The following is an 18,609-nucleotide window of genomic DNA, read 5'->3' as shown; positions in this document are numbered from 1 at the left end:
AAGCGTGCGTTCAGCGATTACTCGCCTGCAGCTTCTTCTTCAGCAGGTGCTGCTGCTTCGGCAGCGGCTTCCGCAGCAGCGGCAGCAGCAGCTTCGGCTTTCTCAGCTTTCTCACGAAGACGTTCCTGAGCTTTCGCTTTCGGAGCAGACTTCTGCGGCTGTTCGGTCGGTTTGAACGCGTCAGCCAGGCCAGCTTTGCCCAGGAAACGTGCAACACGATCGGTCGGCTGTGCGCCAACGGACAGCCAGTATTTGATGCGCTCTTCTTTGAAAGTCACGCGGTTGTCAGCATCCTTCGGGAGCATCGGGTCATAGGTACCGACGCGCTCGATGAAGCTGCCGTCACGCGGGGCACGAACGTCAGCAACTACGATACGGTAGTACGGACGCTTCTTGGCACCGCCACGGGAAAGACGAATCTTGACAGCCATTCGGATAAGTTCCTTTCAGCTTGGGTTTGTAGTCTTCTAAATCATGACCCCGAGGGGCCTATTCACTTGGTCTTTGATCCGGCTTTGTGGGCCGGTTTTGGTTCCTAAGAGGAATTCTTGAAGAACCCATTTCAGAACCGGGGGCTTGGCTATTTCTTTTTGCCGAACCCCGGGAATCCCGAAGGCAAGCCACCGCCGCCTCCCAATCCCGGCAACCCGGGCGGCAAACCGCCCCCGCCACCGGTAAATCCTTTTGGCAAGTTGTTGAGGTCGGGCATATCGCCGCCCTCAAGCATTGCCGGGTCCATTTTCGGCATGCCGCCAAACAGACCCTTTTTACCCATCTTGCCCATCTTTTTGATCATGGTGGACATGGTCTGGTACTGCTTCAGAAGCTTGTTCACATCCTGAACGCTCAAGCCACAGCCAGCGGCAATACGCTTTTTGCGCGATGCCTTGATCAGGGCCGGGTTTTCACGTTCCTTCGGCGTCATCGACAGGATGATCGCTTCCTGGTGGGTCAGAAGTTTGGGATCAAGCTTGGTCTGCGACATCTGCTTTTTCAGCGCGCCCATGCCCGGCAGCATCCCCATGATGCCGGAAAGATCACCCATTTTCTGAAGCTGTTTGAGCTGTGCCAGAAGGTCGTTCAGGTCAAACTGACCCTTGCGCAGCTTCTTGGCCATTTTCTCGGCGTCTTCAGCCTTGATGTTTTCGGCAGCCTTTTCAACCAGGCTGACAACATCGCCCATGCCAAGAATACGGTTGGCGATACGATCAGGATGGAAGGCTTCCATCTCGTCGATTTTTTCGCCGATACCGATCATCTTGATCGGGCAGCCGGTGATCTGACGCATCGAAAGGGCGGCACCACCGCGCGCATCACCATCCACACGGGTAAGAACGATACCGGTGATGCCGACCTTGTCGGCAAATTCCTTGGCAACGTTTACCGAGTCCTGACCGGTCATCGCATCGGTAACCAGAAGGGTCTCGACCGGGTTGACCGCATCACGGATCTGGGCGACTTCGCTCATCAGTTCCATGTCGATATGCAGACGACCGGCGGTATCAAGGATGACCGCGTCATAGCCTTCCTTGCGGCCGGTATCCATTGCACGTTTGGCAATCGAAACCGGTTTTTCGCCCATGACGATCGGCAGAATTCCAAGACCGTTATCGTCGGCCAGCACTTTCAGCTGCTGCTGGGCGGCCGGACGATAAATATCAAGCGATGCCAGAAGGACTTTCTTGTTGCGCTTTTTGGTCAGGTTCAGCGCGATCTTGGCGGAACTGGTGGTTTTACCCGAACCCTGCAGACCGACCATCAGGATCGGAACCGGCGGGGTGGAAGCGAGATTGATTTCCTCGCCTTCGCCCAGCATGTTTTTCAGTTCGTCATGGACGATCTTGACGACCATCTGGCCCGGCGTGACCGAGCGCAGAACATCAGCACCAACTGCACGTTCGGTGGCGTTGGAAATAAAGGTTTTAACGACCGGAAGTGCCACGTCCGCCTCAAGCAGGGCGACGCGTACTTCGCGCATGGCCTCCTTGACGTCGGATTCTTTCAGCGCGCCACGTTTGCGCAGCTTATCGAGAACCCCGCCAAGGCGATCGCTTAGTCCTTCAAACATTCCAAATCCCGTCTGTGTTGCTGGTGTTTCCACCGTGTGCGCACAAAAAACTAAAACCCAGTGCTCGAAACTCGAGGACTGGGGGAGTCACCTCTTGGGCGACCTTTGGTGGGGAGGGTTTATTGGATCAGGGTGTGGGAGTCAAGCGCAATCGGGCGCAAAAGCGCGTTATTCTGCGCTTTTCATCCTGTTTGGCGCGCAATCGGCGATTCCGCCACTGTGCCCGGGTGTTTAACCGGCAGTCATGCCCGGCTCATGCCCAGAATTACGCAGGCTCAATTGCGTGATTGTCAATCAGACGAGCCTTGCCCAGCCGGGCGGCAACAAAGATTCGGGCCGGTTTTGTCACCGTATCACTGATCAGTTCCAGCGTATCGGCATCGCGGACTTCAAGGTAGTCAATCGGATCAAACCCGGCAGACAGGATATCTTCGCGCCCCTTGGCCAGAAGCGGGCCGAGTTCGGCGCCCTTGGCGGCCTTGGCGGTGATTTCAGCAAGCACTTTGTTGAGTGTCGGGGCAATCGCACGTTCGTCAGGTGTCAGATAGCGGTTGCGCGATGACATGGCGAGACCGTCATTTTCACGCAGGATTTTTGCGCCGATGATCTCGACCGGAATGTTCAGATCTGCGCTGAAACGTCGGATGACCATCAGTTGCTGATAGTCTTTCTGTCCGAAAATCGCACGATCGGGCAAGGCCTGAAGCAGCAATTTGGTCACCACCTGTGCCACGCCATCAAAGTGGCCGGGCCGGGCCGCCCCACACAGTACATTGGTCATCGCGCCATCAACAGAAACCTTGGTGGCAAAACCGTCAGGATACATTTCCTCGACCGAGGGGGCAAAGCACAGCTCGACCCCGGCGTCATCAAGCAGTTTCTGATCGGCGGGCAGGGTGCGGGGATAGGCGCCGAAATCCTCGTTGGGCGCAAACTGGGTCGGATTGACGAAAATCGAAACAATCACCCGGTCGGCGTGTTCACGGGCAAGATGTGTCAGGCTGATATGGCCATCATGAAGCGCGCCCATGGTCGGAACCAGGGCGACACGCAGGCCTTCGGCGCGCCAGTTGGCAACAGTCGCGCGCAGATCAGCGACAGTGTGAACAGTCGTAAGGGACATCGTTTTCGTCGTATCGAAGATTGCAGAAAATCGCGGCGGTCTGGATCAGACCGCGCGCAACTTACCTTTTTTCGCTAACCCAAAGCAATGTTCATCCGTCGGGAACTGACGGGTGCGCACTTCGTCGGCGTATTGGCCGACGGCCTCGGATACCGCATCGCCAAGATTGGCGTAGCGTTTGACGAATTTTGGCGTGAAGTCGGAAAACAGACCAAGGATGTCTTCGGTGACCAGAACCTGCCCATCACAGGCGACCGAGGCACCAATGCCAATGGTCGGGATGTCGATGGCCTCGGTGATCTGACGTGCGACCGGCTCAACCGTGCCTTCGACGACAACCGAAAAGGCGCCGGCCTTGGCAACCGCCTTGGCATCAGCAACGGTTTTGCGTGCGGTTTCTTCATCGCGGCCTTGGCTTTTGAAGCCACCCATGGTGTTGACCTGCTGGGGCATCAGGCCGATATGGGCCATGACCGGCACGCCGCGCATGGTCAGGAATTCGATGGTTTCGGCAAGTTCGGCACCACCTTCAAGCTTAACAGCGGCACAGCCGGTTTCAGCCAGAATGTGGGATGCTGTGCGGAACGCCTGTTCTTTGGATTCCTGATAGCTGCCAAAGGGCAGATCAACAACAACACAGGCATTCTTTGATCCGCGCATCACGGCCTTGCCATGGTTGACCATCATATCGACGGTCACGGCAAGCGTGCTTTCCATGCCATAGACAACCATGCCCAGTGAATCGCCGACCAGAAGCAGGTCGCAATGTTCATCAAGGCGTTGCGCCATCGGCGCGGTATAGGCCGTCAAGCAGACAATCGGATCTTTGCCCTTGCGGGCACGGAGTTCTGGGACGGATGTCCGGCCCATCTTTTTGCTGGTGGCACTCATGACGTTTCTCCCCCGGTACAACCGGATTTCGCTGCCCGATCTTTGTCGAGCGTGCGGTCATGTTTACAATATCATGACCGCGATCGGGAAACCTTTTTTGCAATCGCGAAATAGGCAATTCGGCCAATAACCGGGATTTTGGGCGTGGTTTGGCTGATCGTTCGAAGGATCAGCGTCCTAAAATGCTATTGGCCGATTACAGGCACGCAGAAATCACAGACCTTCGGCAAGATCTTCAAGCATGTCGAGACCGACCGCCTCGATATGGCGGTTATCCTTGAGCGTAATCGTTGCTTCCTTGCGCAACTGGGTCAGGGTGCGTGACACGGTTTCAATGGTCAGACCCAGATAGTCGGCAATGTCGGAACGGCTCATGGGCACGTTGATGGTCTCGCTGCTTTCGCCCCGGTGTTCCTGACGGCGGGCCAGCATCAAAAGGAAGGATGCGACCTTTTCCTTGGCGGTCTTGCGGCCAAGCAGAAGCATCTGATCCTGTGCGGCGGCGAGTTCATCGACCGCCATGCCCAGCATGCGTTTTTCAAGATGCGGAAACTTGTCGAACAGTTTTTCCAGTTTCTGGCGCGGGAACCGACATGCGGTTACCGGTTCAATCGCCTCGGCGGTGTAGCTGTAATTGGCATTCAGAGCGAGGCCAAGAAAGTCACCTGCAAACAGGAAACCGGTAATCTGACGGCGGCCATCGCCCAGCAATTTATACAACTTTACAGAGCCGGATGTGACGTTGAAGACGTAGTCTGCGTCTTCTGCCTCGTGGAAAATCGTGGTGTGCGGGTCATAATGTGCATGCGTGAGCAATTGACGCAGCTGATCATGTTCATCGCCATGCAATGCGGAGCAAAAAGTTAAGTCCTTGATAGAACAGGCTTCGCAGATTTGGGGGCGGACTGCCATCGTAGACTCCGATGCTGGTGACCCGGTAGGGGCATTGTAAACAAATCTATCCGATGAGATAGCCCTGTTTCAAGCAATTCTAACTATCGCCTTCATGGAACTTCTTTGAGTTCCCCGGAGGCGTGACGTCATCGTCATCAAACAGAATGCGATTTGCCGCACCTTCCATATCGTCAAACTGCCCGGAACGCAACGACCACAAGAAGGCCCCAAGGCCCAGAAGGCCCAGAAACAATGCAATCGGGATCAGGAGAAGGAGGTTGCTCATGGCATTATATCCCTGCCTGCTGCGACAACGTGGTCGCCGGTTTGATGCCGACCCCGTCAGACTTGCCCGATTTTGCGTGTAAACGCAAGGCATTGGCGATCACGATCAGGGATGAGGATGACATGGCGATTGCCGCAAAAAGCGGGGTGACAAACCCTGATACCGCCAGCGGGATCGTGATCACGTTATAGGCAAAGGACAGGGCAAAATTTTGACGGACAAGCCGATCAGCCTTGCGGGCGACATCAATTGCCTCGATCACGGCGCCAAGCCGATCACCCTGAAACACGATATCGGCCGCATTTTGCGAAATTTCAGCAGCCGCCGCCGGCGACATTGATGCATGGGCGGCGGCAAGGGCCGGTGCGTCGTTGATGCCATCGCCGACCATCAAATCATGGTTGCCGCGATCAGCGCGGGCCTGAATATGGTTGGCTTTTTCGGTTGGCGACATCCGTGCCATCCAGCTGGTAATGCCAAGTGTTTCGGCAAGCTGGCGCACGGTGCTTTCGCGGTCACCCGACAACAGGGTCATTTCAAAGCCACGCGTGCGCAGGGTGTCGATCACTTCGGGTGCGTCGCTGCGCATCGTATCGCGGAAGACAAACCGGGTCGGGGCAATGCCCGGTTCAGATAGCCACAATTCCGGTCCGGTAATATCGGATGGCACATCGGCGTTTTCGGCAACATCGCAGAAAGCACGACTGCCAAGGCGGATCGGACCCGCGGGACCCTGCATCATCAGGCCAAGGCCAGCTTGTTCGGTAACATTGGTTTGCGGGGTTACGTTTCCGGCGGCACGCACCAGTGCGCGGGATAACGGATGATTGCTGTTGGCGGCCATGCCGGCGGCCAGCATCAGTTTGTCTTGTTGTGGTTCGCCGACCAGTTCGGGTTTGCCTGTGGTCAGTGTGCCGGTCTTATCGAAAATGATGCCGGTAATCTTGGTCAGTCGTTCAAGGGCGGTTGCCGATTTGACAAGAATACCCGCACGCAACAGACGCCCGGTCGCAATCACCTGAACCACAGGGACCGCAAGGGCCAATGCGCAGGGGCAGGTAATGATCAGAACCGCGATGGCGTTCATCAGCGCATCCTGCCAGCCAATCCCGCCAATCAGCCACCAGCCGATAAAGGTCGCCAGCGACAGGGTATGAACAACCGGCGCATAGGCCTTTGCCACCCGATCTGCGATCGCGACGTACTTGGCACGGCCTTGTTCGGCATTTTCCATCAGACGCACGATTTCGGACAGCAACGTATTGCCTCCGGTTGCCGTGACTTCGATACGAAGCGGGGCGGAAATGTTGGTGGTTCCGGCAAATACGGTGGTGCCCGGACGGGTCAGGACAGGGATGCTTTCACCGGTGATGATGCTGGTATCGACATCAGATTGACCGTCGATCACCTTGCCGTCGATGCCGATGCGTTCACCGGCTGCAGCCAGAACGATCATACCCGGTGTGGCCTTTTGCGGTGCGATCAGACGCCGCGTGCCATCAGGTTCAATCACGTTGATTGAGCGGGCATTCAGCGACAGAAGATGTTCAGCGGCCGAGCGTGCCTGCCCGCGTGCGCGACCATCAAGATAGCGCCCGATCAGCAGGAAGAACAAAAGGGTAATCGCACTGTCGAAATAGGCATGCGGTTCGCCGCGAATGGTTTGTGCCAAGCTCATGCCAAGTGCCAGAATGACGCCCAGACTGATCGGCACATCCATATTGACCCGGCGATTACGAATGGCCCCAATTGCAGAGCGATAAAACGGCAATCCGGCATAGGCCGCCGCAGGCAGTGCGATCAGGGCCGATATCCAGTGAAACAGATCGCGGGTCGCCCCGCCCATGCCCTGAAAATATCCGGCCCAGACCGAGACCGACAGCAACATCACATTGCCCGCCGCAAACCCGGCAACCGCCAGACAGCGCAGCAATTCCTTGTTGCGCGATGTTGTTGCCTGCTCTAGGGCGGCCGGATCAAACGGGATCAGGCGATAGCCCATCTGCATCACCGGGCGAATGATGTCTTCGATATCGGAAACATCGCCTTGCCAGCTCAGGCGCAGGCGGCGTGTCGTCATATTAACGCGGGCCTGCAACACGGCACTGTTTCGTTGCAACAGGGTTTCGATCAGCCAGACACAGGCCGCGCAATGGATGCCATCGACCATCAGGTTCAGATGATGATGACCGTCGGTATCGGTGCTGGCCAGTTCGGTGAAATCAAAGCTTGCGATTTCGTCTTCGTCCGGGCGAAGGGCCCGGACCTTGGGATCGATTGCACGTCGGTTGTAATAGGATGTCAGCCCCATTTCGCCCAATAGCTCAAAGGCGCCAGCACACCCGGCACAACAAAAGTCGGGTGCGGCAGGTGACATGGCTGTCACCGGCTCGCCGCAATGGCGACAGGGCTGAAGGGCGACGTTCATGGATTTACGACGACATACTCGACAGTTTGATAATCATCCCCCATCGCGTTGGCGATGGTGCGCAATTGCCAACGACCATAAACCGGGAAGGCAGCACTTGCACGATATTCACCCGGTGCGATTTCGGCCATCGCGATGGTGGTATCAAGATCATCACGATCTGCCCGCGACATCACAATGGACATCTTTGCCCCGGTGATCGGGTTGGAATCTTTGTCGCGGAACAGGACGGTGATGGTGCCGTTTTGATCAATGACACCATCGACACTAAGCTTGCTGCGCCAGCCCAGTTCTTCCTGACGGGCAGCACCGGAAATGGCCGCGTTATAATTGTTGCCCTCTTCGAAGGCATGCTTGGTCACAAGGCCATTCCAACTGGTCATCGAAAACGTGATCAGCGAGATATTGGCAATCAGCATGACGGCGAAGCCGCCGACAAAATACCACGGAATCCAGCGATCCGACTTGCGCGGGCCATTCTGATCTGTGGAAGGTGATGTCATCTGCATTGCCATATCTTGTCTCCTGAACTGAAACGCTTTTGCGATCAGCGGTCGTTTTCCGGACCGGCGAACACTGTATCATATGTTTCGGTATTGCCGGTTTCCTTATCGGTCACCGTGAATTCAAATGGTGTCGATTTACCATCAAGTGTTTGGGGATCCGCTGCCACAAAGACACGGAAACTTCCGACCCGGTCCGGGGCCACGTCCAGATCATAGGTGCCGTCCTGGTTCGGGGTCAGGCCGATGATCTGGAAGTCAGTTGCGTCAATCCCTTCAAGCGACAGAACATAGGTTTTTTCTGCCTGTTCCTTGTTGAGAACCTTAAGGGTATAGCCGTTGCGCACGTCACCATCAGACAGGGCGACGAACAGCGGGTTGCGGTCGCGCAGAACATTGAGCTCAAGCACCGAACGGTTGGCCAGACCAAACATCATGACCACGGCAATGATCACCAGCAGCAATGAATAGAAGATGGTGCGCGGGCGAATGATGCGCACGCGGGTCGCCTTGCCCTGTGAACGAAGCTGGGAGTTCTGGACCGAGTCGAACCGAACCAGATCGCGCGGGAAGCCGACCTTGTCCATCATCTCGTTGCAGGCATCGATGCACAGCCCACAGCCAATGCATTCAAGCTGCAGGCCATCGCGGATATCAATGCCGGTCGGGCAAACGTTCACGCAGGCGTGGCAGTCGATGCAGTGACCGGTTTCGGGCACTTCGCCGCGCACAAGGTTTTTACGTTTGATCGGACCACGCGTTTCCCCGCGCCAGCTTTCATAGGTGACGATCATGCTTTCATCATCAAGCATGGCGGACTGGAAGCGCGGCCACGGGCACATATAGGTGCAAACCTGTTCACGTGCCCAGCCTGCCAGAAGGTAGGTCGAGCCCGTCAGGAATGCGATGGTGACATACGTGCCAAAGGTGGCGTTGGCGGTGAAGATATCGACCATTACGGACGGGGCGTCATGGAAATAAAGGACAAAAGCACCACCGGTCGCCATGGAAATGACGATCCATGCCAGATGCGTTGCACTGATTTTCCAGATTTTTTCCAGCGTCCATTTCGATTTGTCGAGGCGGACACGGGCGTTGCGGTCACCCTGAATATAGCGTTCAACCAGCATGAACAGATCCGTCCACACCGTTTGCGGGCAGGCATAGCCGCACCAGATACGCCCGAACAGTGACGTTGCAAGAAACAGCCCAACGGCTGCCATGATCAGGATGCCGGTGATGTAATAGACTTCCTGCGGCCAGATTTCGATGAAGAAGAAATAGGCACGCCCCAGATCCATATCGATCAGAACGGCCTGATCCGGTGCGCTTGGCCCACGGTCCCAGCGCAGCCATGGCACGACCCAGTAAATGGCCAGAAGTGCAATCAGCGCAAACCACTTCAGGTTCCGGAAACGTCCTGAGACGCGCTTCGGATAGACTTTGTCGCGCTTTTTATAAAGCGGGACTTCATCATAATCGCCTTCGTCGACGATGTGCGGGACGTTTTTGGGTTCGATATCTGGTTGCTGCAAAGTGGACATGGCCATGTTCGCTACCTGGTTGTTGCTCTGAACCTTGCGACTGCTCTCTGTGCGGGGCGAACCCGCCAGTCGCTTTGAAGGTTGGTCTGTCAGGAGAACTTGGGTTTCTGGCAGCTTTGCAGAGCAAACTCTAATTATTCAAATCTCAGGCAGAAAATACGAGAGACCCGGCTTGTCCACCATGACACATGTCAATTTATTAGCCGATATTGGGATGAATTGTTGTGGCTGGGCTGCCCGGCAAAGAAAAAGGCCCGCGATTACAAATCACGGGCCTTTTTGGAAAAGTTGTCTTGGACTGCGGACTTCGTATGCGGACTTACTGGCCGCCACCGAGCGAGTGGACATAAACCGTCAGCATTTTGATGGTTTCTTCGTCCAGACGGCCTTCCCATGCCGGCATGACGCCGCGACGGGAATTCATGACCGTTTCGGTGATGGTTTCTTTCGAACCACCATAGAGCCAGATGGCATCAGTCAGGTTCGGTGCACCGAGATCCTGAATGCCTTTGGCATCGTCACCGTGGCAAGAAGCGCAATTTTCCTCAAAAACGACTGCACCGCGATCGGCCGCAGCGGCGTCAGTTGCACGGTCCGTGAAGGACAGAACATATTGAACCACATCTTCGATCTGGTCGCGTTCAAGCAGTTCGTCACGCCCAAATGCCGGCATATCATTGAAGCGGGTATCTTCATTGGCATCCCAGCGCACACCGACATGCAGTGTCTGGTTGATGGCATCAAGCGTCCCGCCCCAAAGCCACGCATCGTCCTGAAGCGACGGGAAGCCCGGGTTACCCGAACCACCGGTGCCATGGCACGGTGCGCAGTTATCGGCGAAAACGGCCTTGCCGCCAGCCATGGAGAAGTTCAGAAGTTCGCTGTCATTGGCGATTTCCGATACATCCAGGGCAGCCAGACGTTCCATGTAAGGTGCACGTTCGGCCGCAACACTGGCCATGGTTTCGTGCAGTTCGGTACGGTTGGTGGTGCCAAACATACCTTTGAGGTAGTCATTGGCAGTCGGCCAGGACGGGTAAACCACCCAATAACCAACTGACCAGATGACGGTGATCCAGAAGACATAGACCCACCAGGACGGCAGCGGAGTATTCAGTTCCTTGATGCCATCCCATTCATGACCGGTGGTATCTGTGCCCGATACCTGATCTTTCTCGACTTTTGTCGACATTGCTCTGTTCTCCCCTCAATCCTGATCCCGGAAGGGGATCTGCGCATGCGATTCCATGTCCTTGTTGCGCTTTTTGCTTGGCCACATGACCCAGGCAATAATCGCGCCGAACAGCAGCATCAGCCACAGACCCCACAGAGGGCGGAAAAAGTCAGCGAGTTGCGTAAAGAATTCCATGACGATCCCCTTGCATTAGCGCAGGTTCATCTGCGGGTTGTAGGTGGTGAAGTCGACCATCCGGCCCAGGACCTGCAGGTATGCGACAAGCGCATCCATTTCGGTCAGTTCTGCCGGGTTGCCGTCAAAGTCACCTGTTGCCGCATTCGGATAGCGCGCGAGGAAATCATCGTCATAGGCCGCATCCTCGCTGGCCTGCAGATACAGGTCTGCCTTGGCTGCCTCGATCATCTCGTCTGTGTAGGGGACACCTACCATCTTGAGGGTCTCGAGATGTGCCTGAGCGTCGTCGAAATTCAGTTTGCGTTCCGCCAGGAACGGATAACCCGGCATGATCGATTCCGGCACAACAGCGCGCGGGTCAATCAGGTGGGCCACATGCCATGCGTTGGAATATTTTCCGCCGACACGTGCCAGATCCGGACCGGTTCGTTTTGACCCCCACTGGAACGGATGGTCATACATCGACTCTGCTGCAAGGCTGTAATGGCCATAACGTTCGACCTCGTCACGGAACGGACGGATCTGCTGGGAATGGCAGTTATAGCAACCTTCGCGGAGATAGATGTTACGACCGGCCTGTTCGAGTGGCGAATAGGGACGGACACCTTCCACTTTCTCAATGGTCTGCTCCATCGTGAACAACGGTACAATTTCAACGATACCGCCGATGATGATGGTCAGGAAAATACCAAGGATCAGAAAGAAGACGTTCTTTTCTACGATATGGTGTTTTTTAAGAAGCATCTCTGGTTCCCCCCTTATTCGGCTGCAACGGGTGCAGGTGTACCGATTGGTGCTTCGTTACGGAGGTCACCCTTGATGGTCTTGTAGATGTTCCAGACCATCAGCAGCGAACCCAGCAAGAACAGCAGGCCACCAGTTGCACGAATGATGTAGTAGGGATGCATTGCCTCGACAGTTTCGATGAAGGAATACTGCAAGAAGCCAAGGTCGTCATAGGCGCGCCACATCAGGCCCTGCATGATCCCCGAAACCCACATCGAGGTGATGTAAAGAACGATCCCGATGGTGCCGAGCCAGAAGTGATGAGCCACAAGGCGCATCGAATACAGGCGTTCACGGTGCCAAAGGACCGGGATCAGGAAGTAGATTGCACCGAACGATACGAAGGCAACCCAGCCAAGCGCACCGGAATGCACGTGACCAATGGTCCAGTCGGTATAATGCGAAAGACCGTTAACTGCCTTGATCGACATGACCGGGCCTTCGAAGGTCGACATGCCGTAGAAACCGACAGCCGCGACCATGAAGCGCAGAACCGGATCCGTGCGCAGTTTGTCCCAGGCGCCCGAAAGCGTCATCAGACCGTTGATCATCCCGCCCCATGACGGCATCCACAGCATGATCGAGAAGGTCATGCCAAGGGTCTGTGCCCAGTCAGGAAGTGCGGTGTAGTGCAGGTGGTGCGGACCAGCCCAGATATACAGGAAGATCAGCGCCCAGAAGTGGATGATCGACAGGCGATAGGAATAAACCGGACGTTCGGCACGTTTCGGAATGAAGTAGTACATCATGCCGAGGAAGCCAGCCGTCAGGAAGAAGCCCACAGCGTTATGGCCGTACCACCACTGGGTCAATGCATCCTGCACGCCAGAGAACATCGAATAGGACTTCGTGCCCATGAACGAGACCGGAATGGCAAGGTTGTTGCCAAGATGGAGCATCGCAATGGTCACGATAAAGGCCAGATAGAACCAGTTCGCGACGTAAATGTGCGGCTCGGTACGTTTCAAAAGGGTGCCGACAAACATTGCCAGATAGCAAACCCAGACGATCGTGATCCAGATATCAACGAACCATTCCGGTTCGGCATATTCACGACCCTGGGTCACACCGGTAACATAACCGATGGCCGCCATCACGATGAACAGCTGGTACCCCCAGAACACGAACGCCGGAAGTGCGCGGCCGCCATAAAGCGGTGCGCGGCAGGTACGCTGCACGACATAGAATGACGTTGCCAGGAGCGCGTTACCGCCAAAGGCAAAGATCACTGCCGAGGTGTGCAGCGGACGCAGGCGTCCGAAGTTCAGAAATTCTGTATCAAAATTGAGAACCGGAAATGCGAGCTGCCATGCAATGACATCGCCCACCAAAAATCCGACTACTCCCCAAAATACGGTCGCAAGTGCGGCCCAGCGCACAACGTCCATATTATAATTGACAGCAACTGAAGGCGATGCTGCCTGTGCCATGCTCCCCTGGCTCATGCTTGACTCCCGTTCAAGGTGGTCGGGTGAACTGCCCAAAACCCTCTCGGGCAGTTTCAATAGTCCCGATGAACCGACGACCTTCTTGATCTTCGGTCCACCTGCACAAAAAGCCCCACCCAAAATGCACCTTGTCTGAAAGTCAGGGCGCGTTATTCCGGGCGAGGTTTCCCAATTCGTTCGGCGAGTATGCGGACAGTTCATCCAAAAGCCATTGACCTACGTCAATCTCGGCTTGCAAACCCGTCAGAAATTCAATCGGCGGAAACGTATTGGCCCTTCGGCTGGGTACTTCTGTACTGGCTGTGTTTATGCGCGCCAAACCCTCAAAAGGTGTTGATACACATCAAGGTGGGGCCGATTTATTTGCGGCATGATCTGCTAAATTCCAGAGGGCAGGATCATGTCAGAAGCCTATAAGTCACTTCCACTTACAGCACAGACAGCGGATATGACATATCCGCTGGTTCAGATGTTGAAAGTCGACATGTCTTTTGACCGTTGGCGTGCATTCGTCGATCAGTATTGCATGCCGGTTAACAAGGAGTCCGTTGGTGCAGGCACCGACGCTGATGACATCCTCTGGCAGCGTGAGCGCGGCATCATCGTGATCGCCAACGAGCGCGGCTATATCCATGGACTGTTTTCGTATTATGTCCGCGATGACATGACCGATGGCGTTGTCTTGCATGTCGACAACGTGATGGCGGTTGAAATCGTGTCGGGCGACTATGTCCTTGATGCGATGCGAGACGCCATGAGCCGACTTGCCCGCGTGCATGCGTGCAGCAATGTCTATGTCTCGCTTGGTGAACCGGATGAACGTCTCAGGGCCTATTTTTCCCGGGCCGGTTATGCGCCAAGCAAGGTGCGCTATTGTGCGCCGACAACCCCGCGGCTTTCTGCCTGATTTATCCTTTTTCGGATGCGTGACAGTGCAATTGGCGTTATGCCGATAAAGCTTGCGATCTGTGCCTGTGTCAGGCGCGGGACAATATGGGCGTAATCTTCAAGAAATCCCTGATATCGATCCTGGGCGGACAGGCACAGGAATTCGTATTCGCGCTTTTCCTTGCGCATGCTGACCTGTTCGTTGAAATCAAAAAAGATCGCCATCAGGTCGGGTGCACGCGCGGCAAGTTTGCGCAAGCCGTCATAGGGCACAGCGGTAATTTGGCAGTCCTCAAGACATGTGATGGCGAAGTGGCTGGGCTCGCCCAGGATTTGGCAGCGCCTTGCTCCCATGATCGCATTTTCCGCAAAGAAGCTCTTGATCCATTCCTTGCCCTCGAATGTGACATAGGACATCTGTGCAAGGCCTTTGCGCAGAAAGATCACATCGCCGCAAACCTCACCCTGTTTGATGATCTGGCTGCCTTTGGCATGGGTTGTGGTCCGTATCTTTGGTGCCAGATCCGGATCAGCCCTGAGCTGTTCGATCAAATCGTAAATGTTCATGCCCAATAAACCCAGGTTAATGCCAGTCCCACTGCGTAATGGCCAACTGTCGCTGATCTGAACTCCAGACTACGCGGATGGGAAGCCAATATGAACACAGAATCAGGAACTGTCCTTATTACCGGCGCAACATCGGGAATCGGACGCGAATTGCTGGGCATTTATCATGCGCAGGGTTTTAAAGTGATTGCGCATGGCCGATCCGAGGTGAAGCTTCATGACCTGAAAGACCACTATCCGGGTTTGCAAACCGTGTGCGCAGATCTGGCGCATCCTGCATCCGTTGATGCGATGATGGCCGATATTTTGCGCGATGTTCCACGCCTTGACCTTGTGATCAATAACGCCGCCGTGCAGGAAAGGGGCGTTTTGACAGATGTGGAATTCAGCGCGTCTTTGGCGGATCGGGAAATTGCGATTAACCTGCAGGCGCCCATCCGCATATGTCATGCGGTGATCAAGGGTTGGACTGAACAGGGCCATACCGGCACACCGCAACGGACCGGGGTCTGGAGTCGCATCGTCAATGTATCATCCGGGCTGGCCTTTTTCCCCAAGACGGGCAGTGCGATCTATTGCGCCAGCAAAGCTGCGCTTCACAGCTTTTCGCAAAGCCTGCGTTACCAGCTTGTTGCCGCAGACCTGCCGATTGCCATCAGCGAGGTTTTCTTGCCGGTGGTCGACACCCCCATGACCGCAAGCCGTGACATTGCCAAGATCCCCGCACAGCAGGCCGCACTTGCCATCCATGACGGCATTCTTGCCGGGCAGGATGAAATCTATGTCGGCAAGGCACGGTTGATCCCGGTGGTCACCCGGTTGTCGCCGTCTCTGATGAAATCAATTTTGCGCAAGGGGTAGGCAATCATGAAAGATCTTCTGAAAACCGGATTGGTGCTTGCGACCTGCTTTGCGGCGACCTTCGGGATATTGATCGCAACCGGGCTTCTACAACGCGATGATGTCGTGCGCTGGCTGGAATATGCCGAGCAAATTGATGCGTGGCTTGTCGCAACGATTGTCATTGCGCTTCTAGTGGCGGATTTGTTCATTGCTGTGCCGACCATGACCCTCACCGTGTTGGCGGGATATTTCCTGGGGCCGCTTGGCGGCGCATTGGCAGCGGCAACCGGTATGATCACCGCTGGTGCGATGGGATATGGGATCAGCACGAAATTTGGCCGTTCGGTTCTGCGTCGAATCATTTCCGATGAAGAACGTCTAGGCGAGATGGAGGAGGTCTTTTCACGCTATGGCCTGGTTGTCTTGATGATTTGCCGTGCAATGCCGATCCTGCCCGAAGTGTCATGCTGTCTGGCCGGTGTAACCCGGATGCGTTTTGTGAAGTTCGGCTTTGGCTATCTGATCGGCACGGTTCCCTATGTGATTGTGTGTGCCTGGCTCGGCGCGCAAAGTTCGGCCGCCGATCCGATGCCCGCCATTTGGGGGGCTGCGACAGTTTCGGTTGTCATGTGGTTGTGCTGGTTTTTCCTGATCCGTCATCACAGACGGTCGCATCGCCGGGTTTGATGGAGTGGTTGCGCCAGACTGTGAATAACCCACATATGGACGTGCTTTGGAATCACGACTATAAGGCGGGTATGAACGGTATTCCTTTTGTCAAAATGCATGGTTTGGGAAATGATTTCGTTGTCTTTGACGGACGACGCGATCCCGCTGTGCTTGATCTTGATGACGCGACCGCTGCCCGTATTGCCGATCGCAAAACCGGGGTCGGTTGTGATCAGTTGATCGTCATCGAACCGGCCCGCGATGATTTGGCCGATGCCTTCATGCGCATTCGCAACAATGATGGCGGCGAGGTTCAGGCGTGTGGCAATGCGACCCGCTGTGTGGCCAACATCGTCATGGGCGAACTTGGCCGCAAAGACGTAATCATTGAAACCGTTGTCGGTTTGCTGGATGCCAATGGCTTGGCCGATGGCCGTGTTACGGTTGATATGGGGCAGGTCAAACTCGATTGGCGTGATATTCCGCTGGCCGAGGCGGTCGATACCAACCATATTCCGCTTTCACTCGGCCCGCTTTCGGATGCAGTGGGTGTCAATGTCGGCAATCCGCATGGTGTTTTCTTTGTTGATGATGCCGAGTCCATTGATATCGAGAAATTCGGCCCGGTGCTTGAACATCACGAAATGTTCCCGGAACGCGCCAATATCGAAGTTTGCAGCATCATTGATGAAAACAAGATCCGTATGCGTGTTTGGGAACGTGGTGTCGGCGTGACCCGTGCGTGTGGGACGGGCGCCTGTGCGGCTGGTGTTGCGGCGGCACGCCGCGGCCTGACCGGTCGCAAGGTCGAAGTGATCCTTGATGGCGGGCCACTGACCATTGAATGGCTGCCTGACGATCACGTGTTGATGACCGGCCCGGTCGCGACCAGTTTTTCTGGCTTTTTGCACGCGTCCCTTCTGGGAAACCATTGATCAGGTTTTCCTGATTGGTTTTTTGACCGGTTTGATCTGGCCTTGCGTCGGGTGAGTTGATCGGGCAAAACAAGGCGCATCAGGATTTGGTTCAATCCATGTCGGGACACCCAATCCCGTCTTTTGTGAAACTCAAAAGCAGGTTCAGATAATGGCTGACTTCAATACGCTTGACGGTGTCAATGTCGCTGGCAAGCGCGTTTTGCTGCGCGCTGATCTTAACGTTCCGATGAAGGATGGTGTTGTTGGCGATACGACTCGTATCGACCGCACCGTACCGGGCCTGATCGAACTGGCGGATGCCGGGGCGAAATTGGTGGTGATTACACATTTCGGTCGTCCAAAAGGTGCACGCGTCCCGGAAATGAGCCTGAAACCGGTTGCCGATGCCCTTGCCAAGCAGCTTGGCCGTCCGGTGAAGTTTGCGGATGATTGCATCGGTGATGCAGCGGAAAGCGTGGTCAACAGCCTGAAAGACGGCGAAATCGCCCTTCTGGAAAACCTGCGTTACCACGCCGAAGAAGAAAAGAACGACCCGGCCTTTGTTGCTGAGCTGGCAAAGCTTGGCGATATGTATGTCAATGACGCGTTTTCCTGTGCGCACCGTGCACATGCCTCGACCGAGGGGCTGGCACGCGCGCTTCCGGCCTATGCCGGTCGATTGATGCAGGCTGAGCTTGAAGCGCTTGGCAATGCGCTTGAGGCACCCAAGCATCCGGTTATGGCGATTGTTGGCGGTGCAAAGATTTCCACCAAGCTTGATCTTCTGGGCAATCTCGTTGCCAAGGTCGATCAACTGGTGATTGGCGGTGGCATGGCCAACACTTTCCTGGCAGCCAAGGGTGTCAATGTTGGCAAGTCCCTGTGCGAGCATGACCTGCTTGATACCGCGCGCGAGATTTTCAAAAAGGCCGAAGCTGCCAATTGCGAAATCGTCCTGCCGGTCGATGGTCTGGTGGCCAAGGAATTTGCCGCCAATGCGCCGCATGATGTTTGTGACATCAATGACGTAGCTGCCGATGGCATGATCCTTGATGCCGGTCCTGCAACCATCGAAGACCTGAACAAGCGTCTTGAGACTTGTGAAACGCTGGTCTGGAACGGCCCGTTGGGTGCGTTTGAAATTACCCCGTTTGACACTGCAACCGTTTCGGTTGCCCAGCATGCAGCAGAACTGACCAAGGCCGGCAAACTTCTGTCGGTTGCAGGTGGTGGTGACACGGTCGCGGCCCTGCGTCATGCCGATTCTGATCAGGCATTTTCCTATGTCTCGACCGCGGGTGGTGCGTTCCTGGAATGGCTGGAAGGCAAGACACTTCCGGGGGTGGCGGCCCTTCGCGCCAGCTAAGCCATTTGGCTTGGGC

General features: G+C 55.6%; 19 protein-coding genes. 5 read left to right on the top strand and 14 right to left on the bottom strand.

Features of this window, described 5'->3' with window-relative positions; all coding sequences use genetic code 11:
* Positions 1 to 17: 17 nt before the first annotated feature.
* The 13 genes from rpsP to ccoN all read right to left on the bottom strand — a co-directional run bounded on the left by rpsP (position 18) and on the right by ccoN (position 13,325).
* A complete protein-coding gene (gene rpsP / locus AC5Q5A_RS12395; RefSeq protein ID WP_008889815.1) occupies positions 18 to 431 on the bottom strand; it encodes a 30S ribosomal protein S16 in 414 nt (137 codons plus the stop codon).
* Between the two features lie 149 nt (positions 432 to 580).
* On the bottom strand, positions 581 to 2,068 hold the full coding sequence (gene ffh, locus AC5Q5A_RS12390; protein WP_493895466.1) for a signal recognition particle protein: 1,488 nt from the start codon (positions 2,066 to 2,068) through the stop codon (positions 581 to 583).
* 265 nt (positions 2,069 to 2,333) lie between these two features.
* Complete coding sequence (gene panC / locus AC5Q5A_RS12385; RefSeq protein ID WP_493895465.1) at positions 2,334 to 3,191, bottom strand: pantoate--beta-alanine ligase; 858 nt, start codon at positions 3,189 to 3,191, stop codon at positions 2,334 to 2,336.
* A 45-nt stretch (positions 3,192 to 3,236) separates the two neighbouring features.
* Entirely contained in the window at positions 3,237 to 4,082 is an 846-nt protein-coding gene (gene panB / locus AC5Q5A_RS12380) for a 3-methyl-2-oxobutanoate hydroxymethyltransferase (protein WP_063089188.1), read from the bottom strand.
* A 213-nt stretch (positions 4,083 to 4,295) separates the two neighbouring features.
* Positions 4,296 to 4,994, bottom strand: coding sequence for a cyclic nucleotide-binding domain-containing protein (locus tag AC5Q5A_RS12375; protein ID WP_051007599.1), 699 nt, complete (start codon positions 4,992 to 4,994; stop codon positions 4,296 to 4,298).
* A gap of 79 nt (positions 4,995 to 5,073) precedes the next feature.
* Complete coding sequence (gene ccoS, locus AC5Q5A_RS12370; RefSeq protein ID WP_493895464.1) at positions 5,074 to 5,262, bottom strand: cbb3-type cytochrome oxidase assembly protein CcoS; 189 nt, start codon at positions 5,260 to 5,262, stop codon at positions 5,074 to 5,076.
* A gap of 4 nt (positions 5,263 to 5,266) precedes the next feature.
* Positions 5,267 to 7,639 (bottom strand): heavy metal translocating P-type ATPase metal-binding domain-containing protein, encoded by a 2,373-nt coding sequence (locus AC5Q5A_RS12365; protein WP_493895463.1) that lies wholly within the window; start codon positions 7,637 to 7,639, stop codon positions 5,267 to 5,269.
* Positions 7,640 to 7,686: 47 nt separating this feature from the next.
* Positions 7,687 to 8,205, bottom strand: a complete 519-nt coding sequence (locus AC5Q5A_RS12360) for a FixH family protein (RefSeq protein ID WP_008889822.1) — start codon at positions 8,203 to 8,205, stop codon at positions 7,687 to 7,689.
* 32 nt (positions 8,206 to 8,237) lie between these two features.
* Positions 8,238 to 9,743, bottom strand: coding sequence for a cytochrome c oxidase accessory protein CcoG (gene ccoG, locus AC5Q5A_RS12355; RefSeq protein WP_493895462.1), 1,506 nt, complete (start codon positions 9,741 to 9,743; stop codon positions 8,238 to 8,240).
* 313 nt (positions 9,744 to 10,056) lie between these two features.
* Positions 10,057 to 10,929, bottom strand: a complete 873-nt coding sequence (gene ccoP / locus AC5Q5A_RS12350) for a cytochrome-c oxidase, cbb3-type subunit III (RefSeq protein ID WP_064781177.1) — start codon at positions 10,927 to 10,929, stop codon at positions 10,057 to 10,059.
* Between the two features lie 15 nt (positions 10,930 to 10,944).
* Positions 10,945 to 11,106: a cbb3-type cytochrome c oxidase subunit 3 gene (locus AC5Q5A_RS12345; protein WP_008889825.1), complete on the bottom strand. Its 162-nt coding sequence runs from the start codon at positions 11,104 to 11,106 to the stop codon at positions 10,945 to 10,947.
* A gap of 15 nt (positions 11,107 to 11,121) precedes the next feature.
* Positions 11,122 to 11,853, bottom strand: a complete 732-nt coding sequence (gene ccoO, locus AC5Q5A_RS12340; protein WP_008889826.1) for a cytochrome-c oxidase, cbb3-type subunit II — start codon at positions 11,851 to 11,853, stop codon at positions 11,122 to 11,124.
* Between the two features lie 14 nt (positions 11,854 to 11,867).
* Positions 11,868 to 13,325 carry a cytochrome-c oxidase, cbb3-type subunit I gene (gene ccoN / locus AC5Q5A_RS12335; RefSeq protein ID WP_008889827.1) on the bottom strand — a complete coding sequence of 486 codons (1,458 nt, stop codon included), beginning with the start codon at positions 13,323 to 13,325 and terminating at the stop codon, positions 11,868 to 11,870.
* Positions 13,326 to 13,743: 418 nt separating this feature from the next.
* Here ccoN and AC5Q5A_RS12330 point away from each other — a divergent pair, with 418 nt between their 5' ends.
* A complete protein-coding gene (locus AC5Q5A_RS12330; protein WP_493895461.1) occupies positions 13,744 to 14,250 on the top strand; it encodes a hypothetical protein in 507 nt (168 codons plus the stop codon).
* On the opposite strand, the gene AC5Q5A_RS12325 is transcribed toward AC5Q5A_RS12330, so the two are convergent.
* A complete protein-coding gene (locus AC5Q5A_RS12325; RefSeq protein WP_493895460.1) occupies positions 14,214 to 14,798 on the bottom strand; it encodes a Crp/Fnr family transcriptional regulator in 585 nt (194 codons plus the stop codon). The genes AC5Q5A_RS12330 and AC5Q5A_RS12325 overlap by 37 nt on opposite strands.
* Positions 14,799 to 14,888: 90 nt before the next feature.
* Between AC5Q5A_RS12325 and AC5Q5A_RS12320 the strand changes: the two genes are divergently transcribed.
* The 4 genes from AC5Q5A_RS12320 (at position 14,889) to AC5Q5A_RS12305 (ending at position 18,593) form a co-directional block, all read left to right on the top strand.
* Positions 14,889 to 15,659 (top strand): SDR family oxidoreductase, encoded by a 771-nt coding sequence (locus tag AC5Q5A_RS12320; RefSeq protein WP_493895459.1) that lies wholly within the window; start codon positions 14,889 to 14,891, stop codon positions 15,657 to 15,659.
* A gap of 6 nt (positions 15,660 to 15,665) precedes the next feature.
* A complete protein-coding gene (locus AC5Q5A_RS12315; protein ID WP_493895458.1) occupies positions 15,666 to 16,328 on the top strand; it encodes a TVP38/TMEM64 family protein in 663 nt (220 codons plus the stop codon).
* Positions 16,329 to 16,399: 71 nt separating this feature from the next.
* Positions 16,400 to 17,245: a diaminopimelate epimerase gene (dapF, locus tag AC5Q5A_RS12310; RefSeq protein ID WP_417836997.1), complete on the top strand. Its 846-nt coding sequence runs from the start codon at positions 16,400 to 16,402 to the stop codon at positions 17,243 to 17,245.
* Positions 17,246 to 17,396: 151 nt separating this feature from the next.
* Positions 17,397 to 18,593: a phosphoglycerate kinase gene (locus tag AC5Q5A_RS12305; protein ID WP_493895457.1), complete on the top strand. Its 1,197-nt coding sequence runs from the start codon at positions 17,397 to 17,399 to the stop codon at positions 18,591 to 18,593.
* Positions 18,594 to 18,609: the final 16 nt, after the last annotated feature.

The sequence above is a fragment of the Thalassospira sp. CA1 genome (assembly GCF_059052855.1).
This window is presented reverse-complemented; position numbering and strand designations above follow the sequence as displayed.

Bases quoted from the DNA above. Each gene is read 5' to 3' on its own strand.
- panB (WP_063089188.1), bottom strand. From the start codon at position 4,082: ATGAGTGCCACCAGCAAAAAGATGGGCCGGACATCCGTCCCAGAACTC.
- panC (WP_493895465.1), bottom strand. From the start codon at position 3,191: ATGTCCCTTACGACTGTTCACACTGTCGCTGATCTGCGCGCGACTGTT.
- AC5Q5A_RS12345 (WP_008889825.1), bottom strand. From the start codon at position 11,106: ATGGAATTCTTTACGCAACTCGCTGACTTTTTCCGCCCTCTGTGGGGT.
- ccoS (WP_493895464.1), bottom strand. From the start codon at position 5,262: ATGAGCAACCTCCTTCTCCTGATCCCGATTGCATTGTTTCTGGGCCTT.
- AC5Q5A_RS12325 (WP_493895460.1), bottom strand. From the start codon at position 14,798: ATGAACATTTACGATTTGATCGAACAGCTCAGGGCTGATCCGGATCTG.
- ccoP (WP_064781177.1), bottom strand. From the start codon at position 10,929: ATGTCGACAAAAGTCGAGAAAGATCAGGTATCGGGCACAGATACCACC.
- ccoG (WP_493895462.1), bottom strand. From the start codon at position 9,743: ATGGCCATGTCCACTTTGCAGCAACCAGATATCGAACCCAAAAACGTC.
- AC5Q5A_RS12315 (WP_493895458.1), top strand. From the start codon at position 15,666: ATGAAAGATCTTCTGAAAACCGGATTGGTGCTTGCGACCTGCTTTGCG.
- AC5Q5A_RS12320 (WP_493895459.1), top strand. From the start codon at position 14,889: ATGAACACAGAATCAGGAACTGTCCTTATTACCGGCGCAACATCGGGA.
- ffh (WP_493895466.1), bottom strand. From the start codon at position 2,068: ATGTTTGAAGGACTAAGCGATCGCCTTGGCGGGGTTCTCGATAAGCTG.
- AC5Q5A_RS12305 (WP_493895457.1), top strand. From the start codon at position 17,397: ATGGCTGACTTCAATACGCTTGACGGTGTCAATGTCGCTGGCAAGCGC.
- dapF (WP_417836997.1), top strand. From the start codon at position 16,400: ATGAACGGTATTCCTTTTGTCAAAATGCATGGTTTGGGAAATGATTTC.
- AC5Q5A_RS12360 (WP_008889822.1), bottom strand. From the start codon at position 8,205: ATGGCAATGCAGATGACATCACCTTCCACAGATCAGAATGGCCCGCGC.
- ccoN (WP_008889827.1), bottom strand. From the start codon at position 13,325: ATGGCACAGGCAGCATCGCCTTCAGTTGCTGTCAATTATAATATGGAC.
- AC5Q5A_RS12375 (WP_051007599.1), bottom strand. From the start codon at position 4,994: ATGGCAGTCCGCCCCCAAATCTGCGAAGCCTGTTCTATCAAGGACTTA.
- rpsP (WP_008889815.1), bottom strand. From the start codon at position 431: ATGGCTGTCAAGATTCGTCTTTCCCGTGGCGGTGCCAAGAAGCGTCCG.
- AC5Q5A_RS12330 (WP_493895461.1), top strand. From the start codon at position 13,744: ATGTCAGAAGCCTATAAGTCACTTCCACTTACAGCACAGACAGCGGAT.
- AC5Q5A_RS12365 (WP_493895463.1), bottom strand. From the start codon at position 7,639: ATGTCACCTGCCGCACCCGACTTTTGTTGTGCCGGGTGTGCTGGCGCC.
- ccoO (WP_008889826.1), bottom strand. From the start codon at position 11,853: ATGCTTCTTAAAAAACACCATATCGTAGAAAAGAACGTCTTCTTTCTG.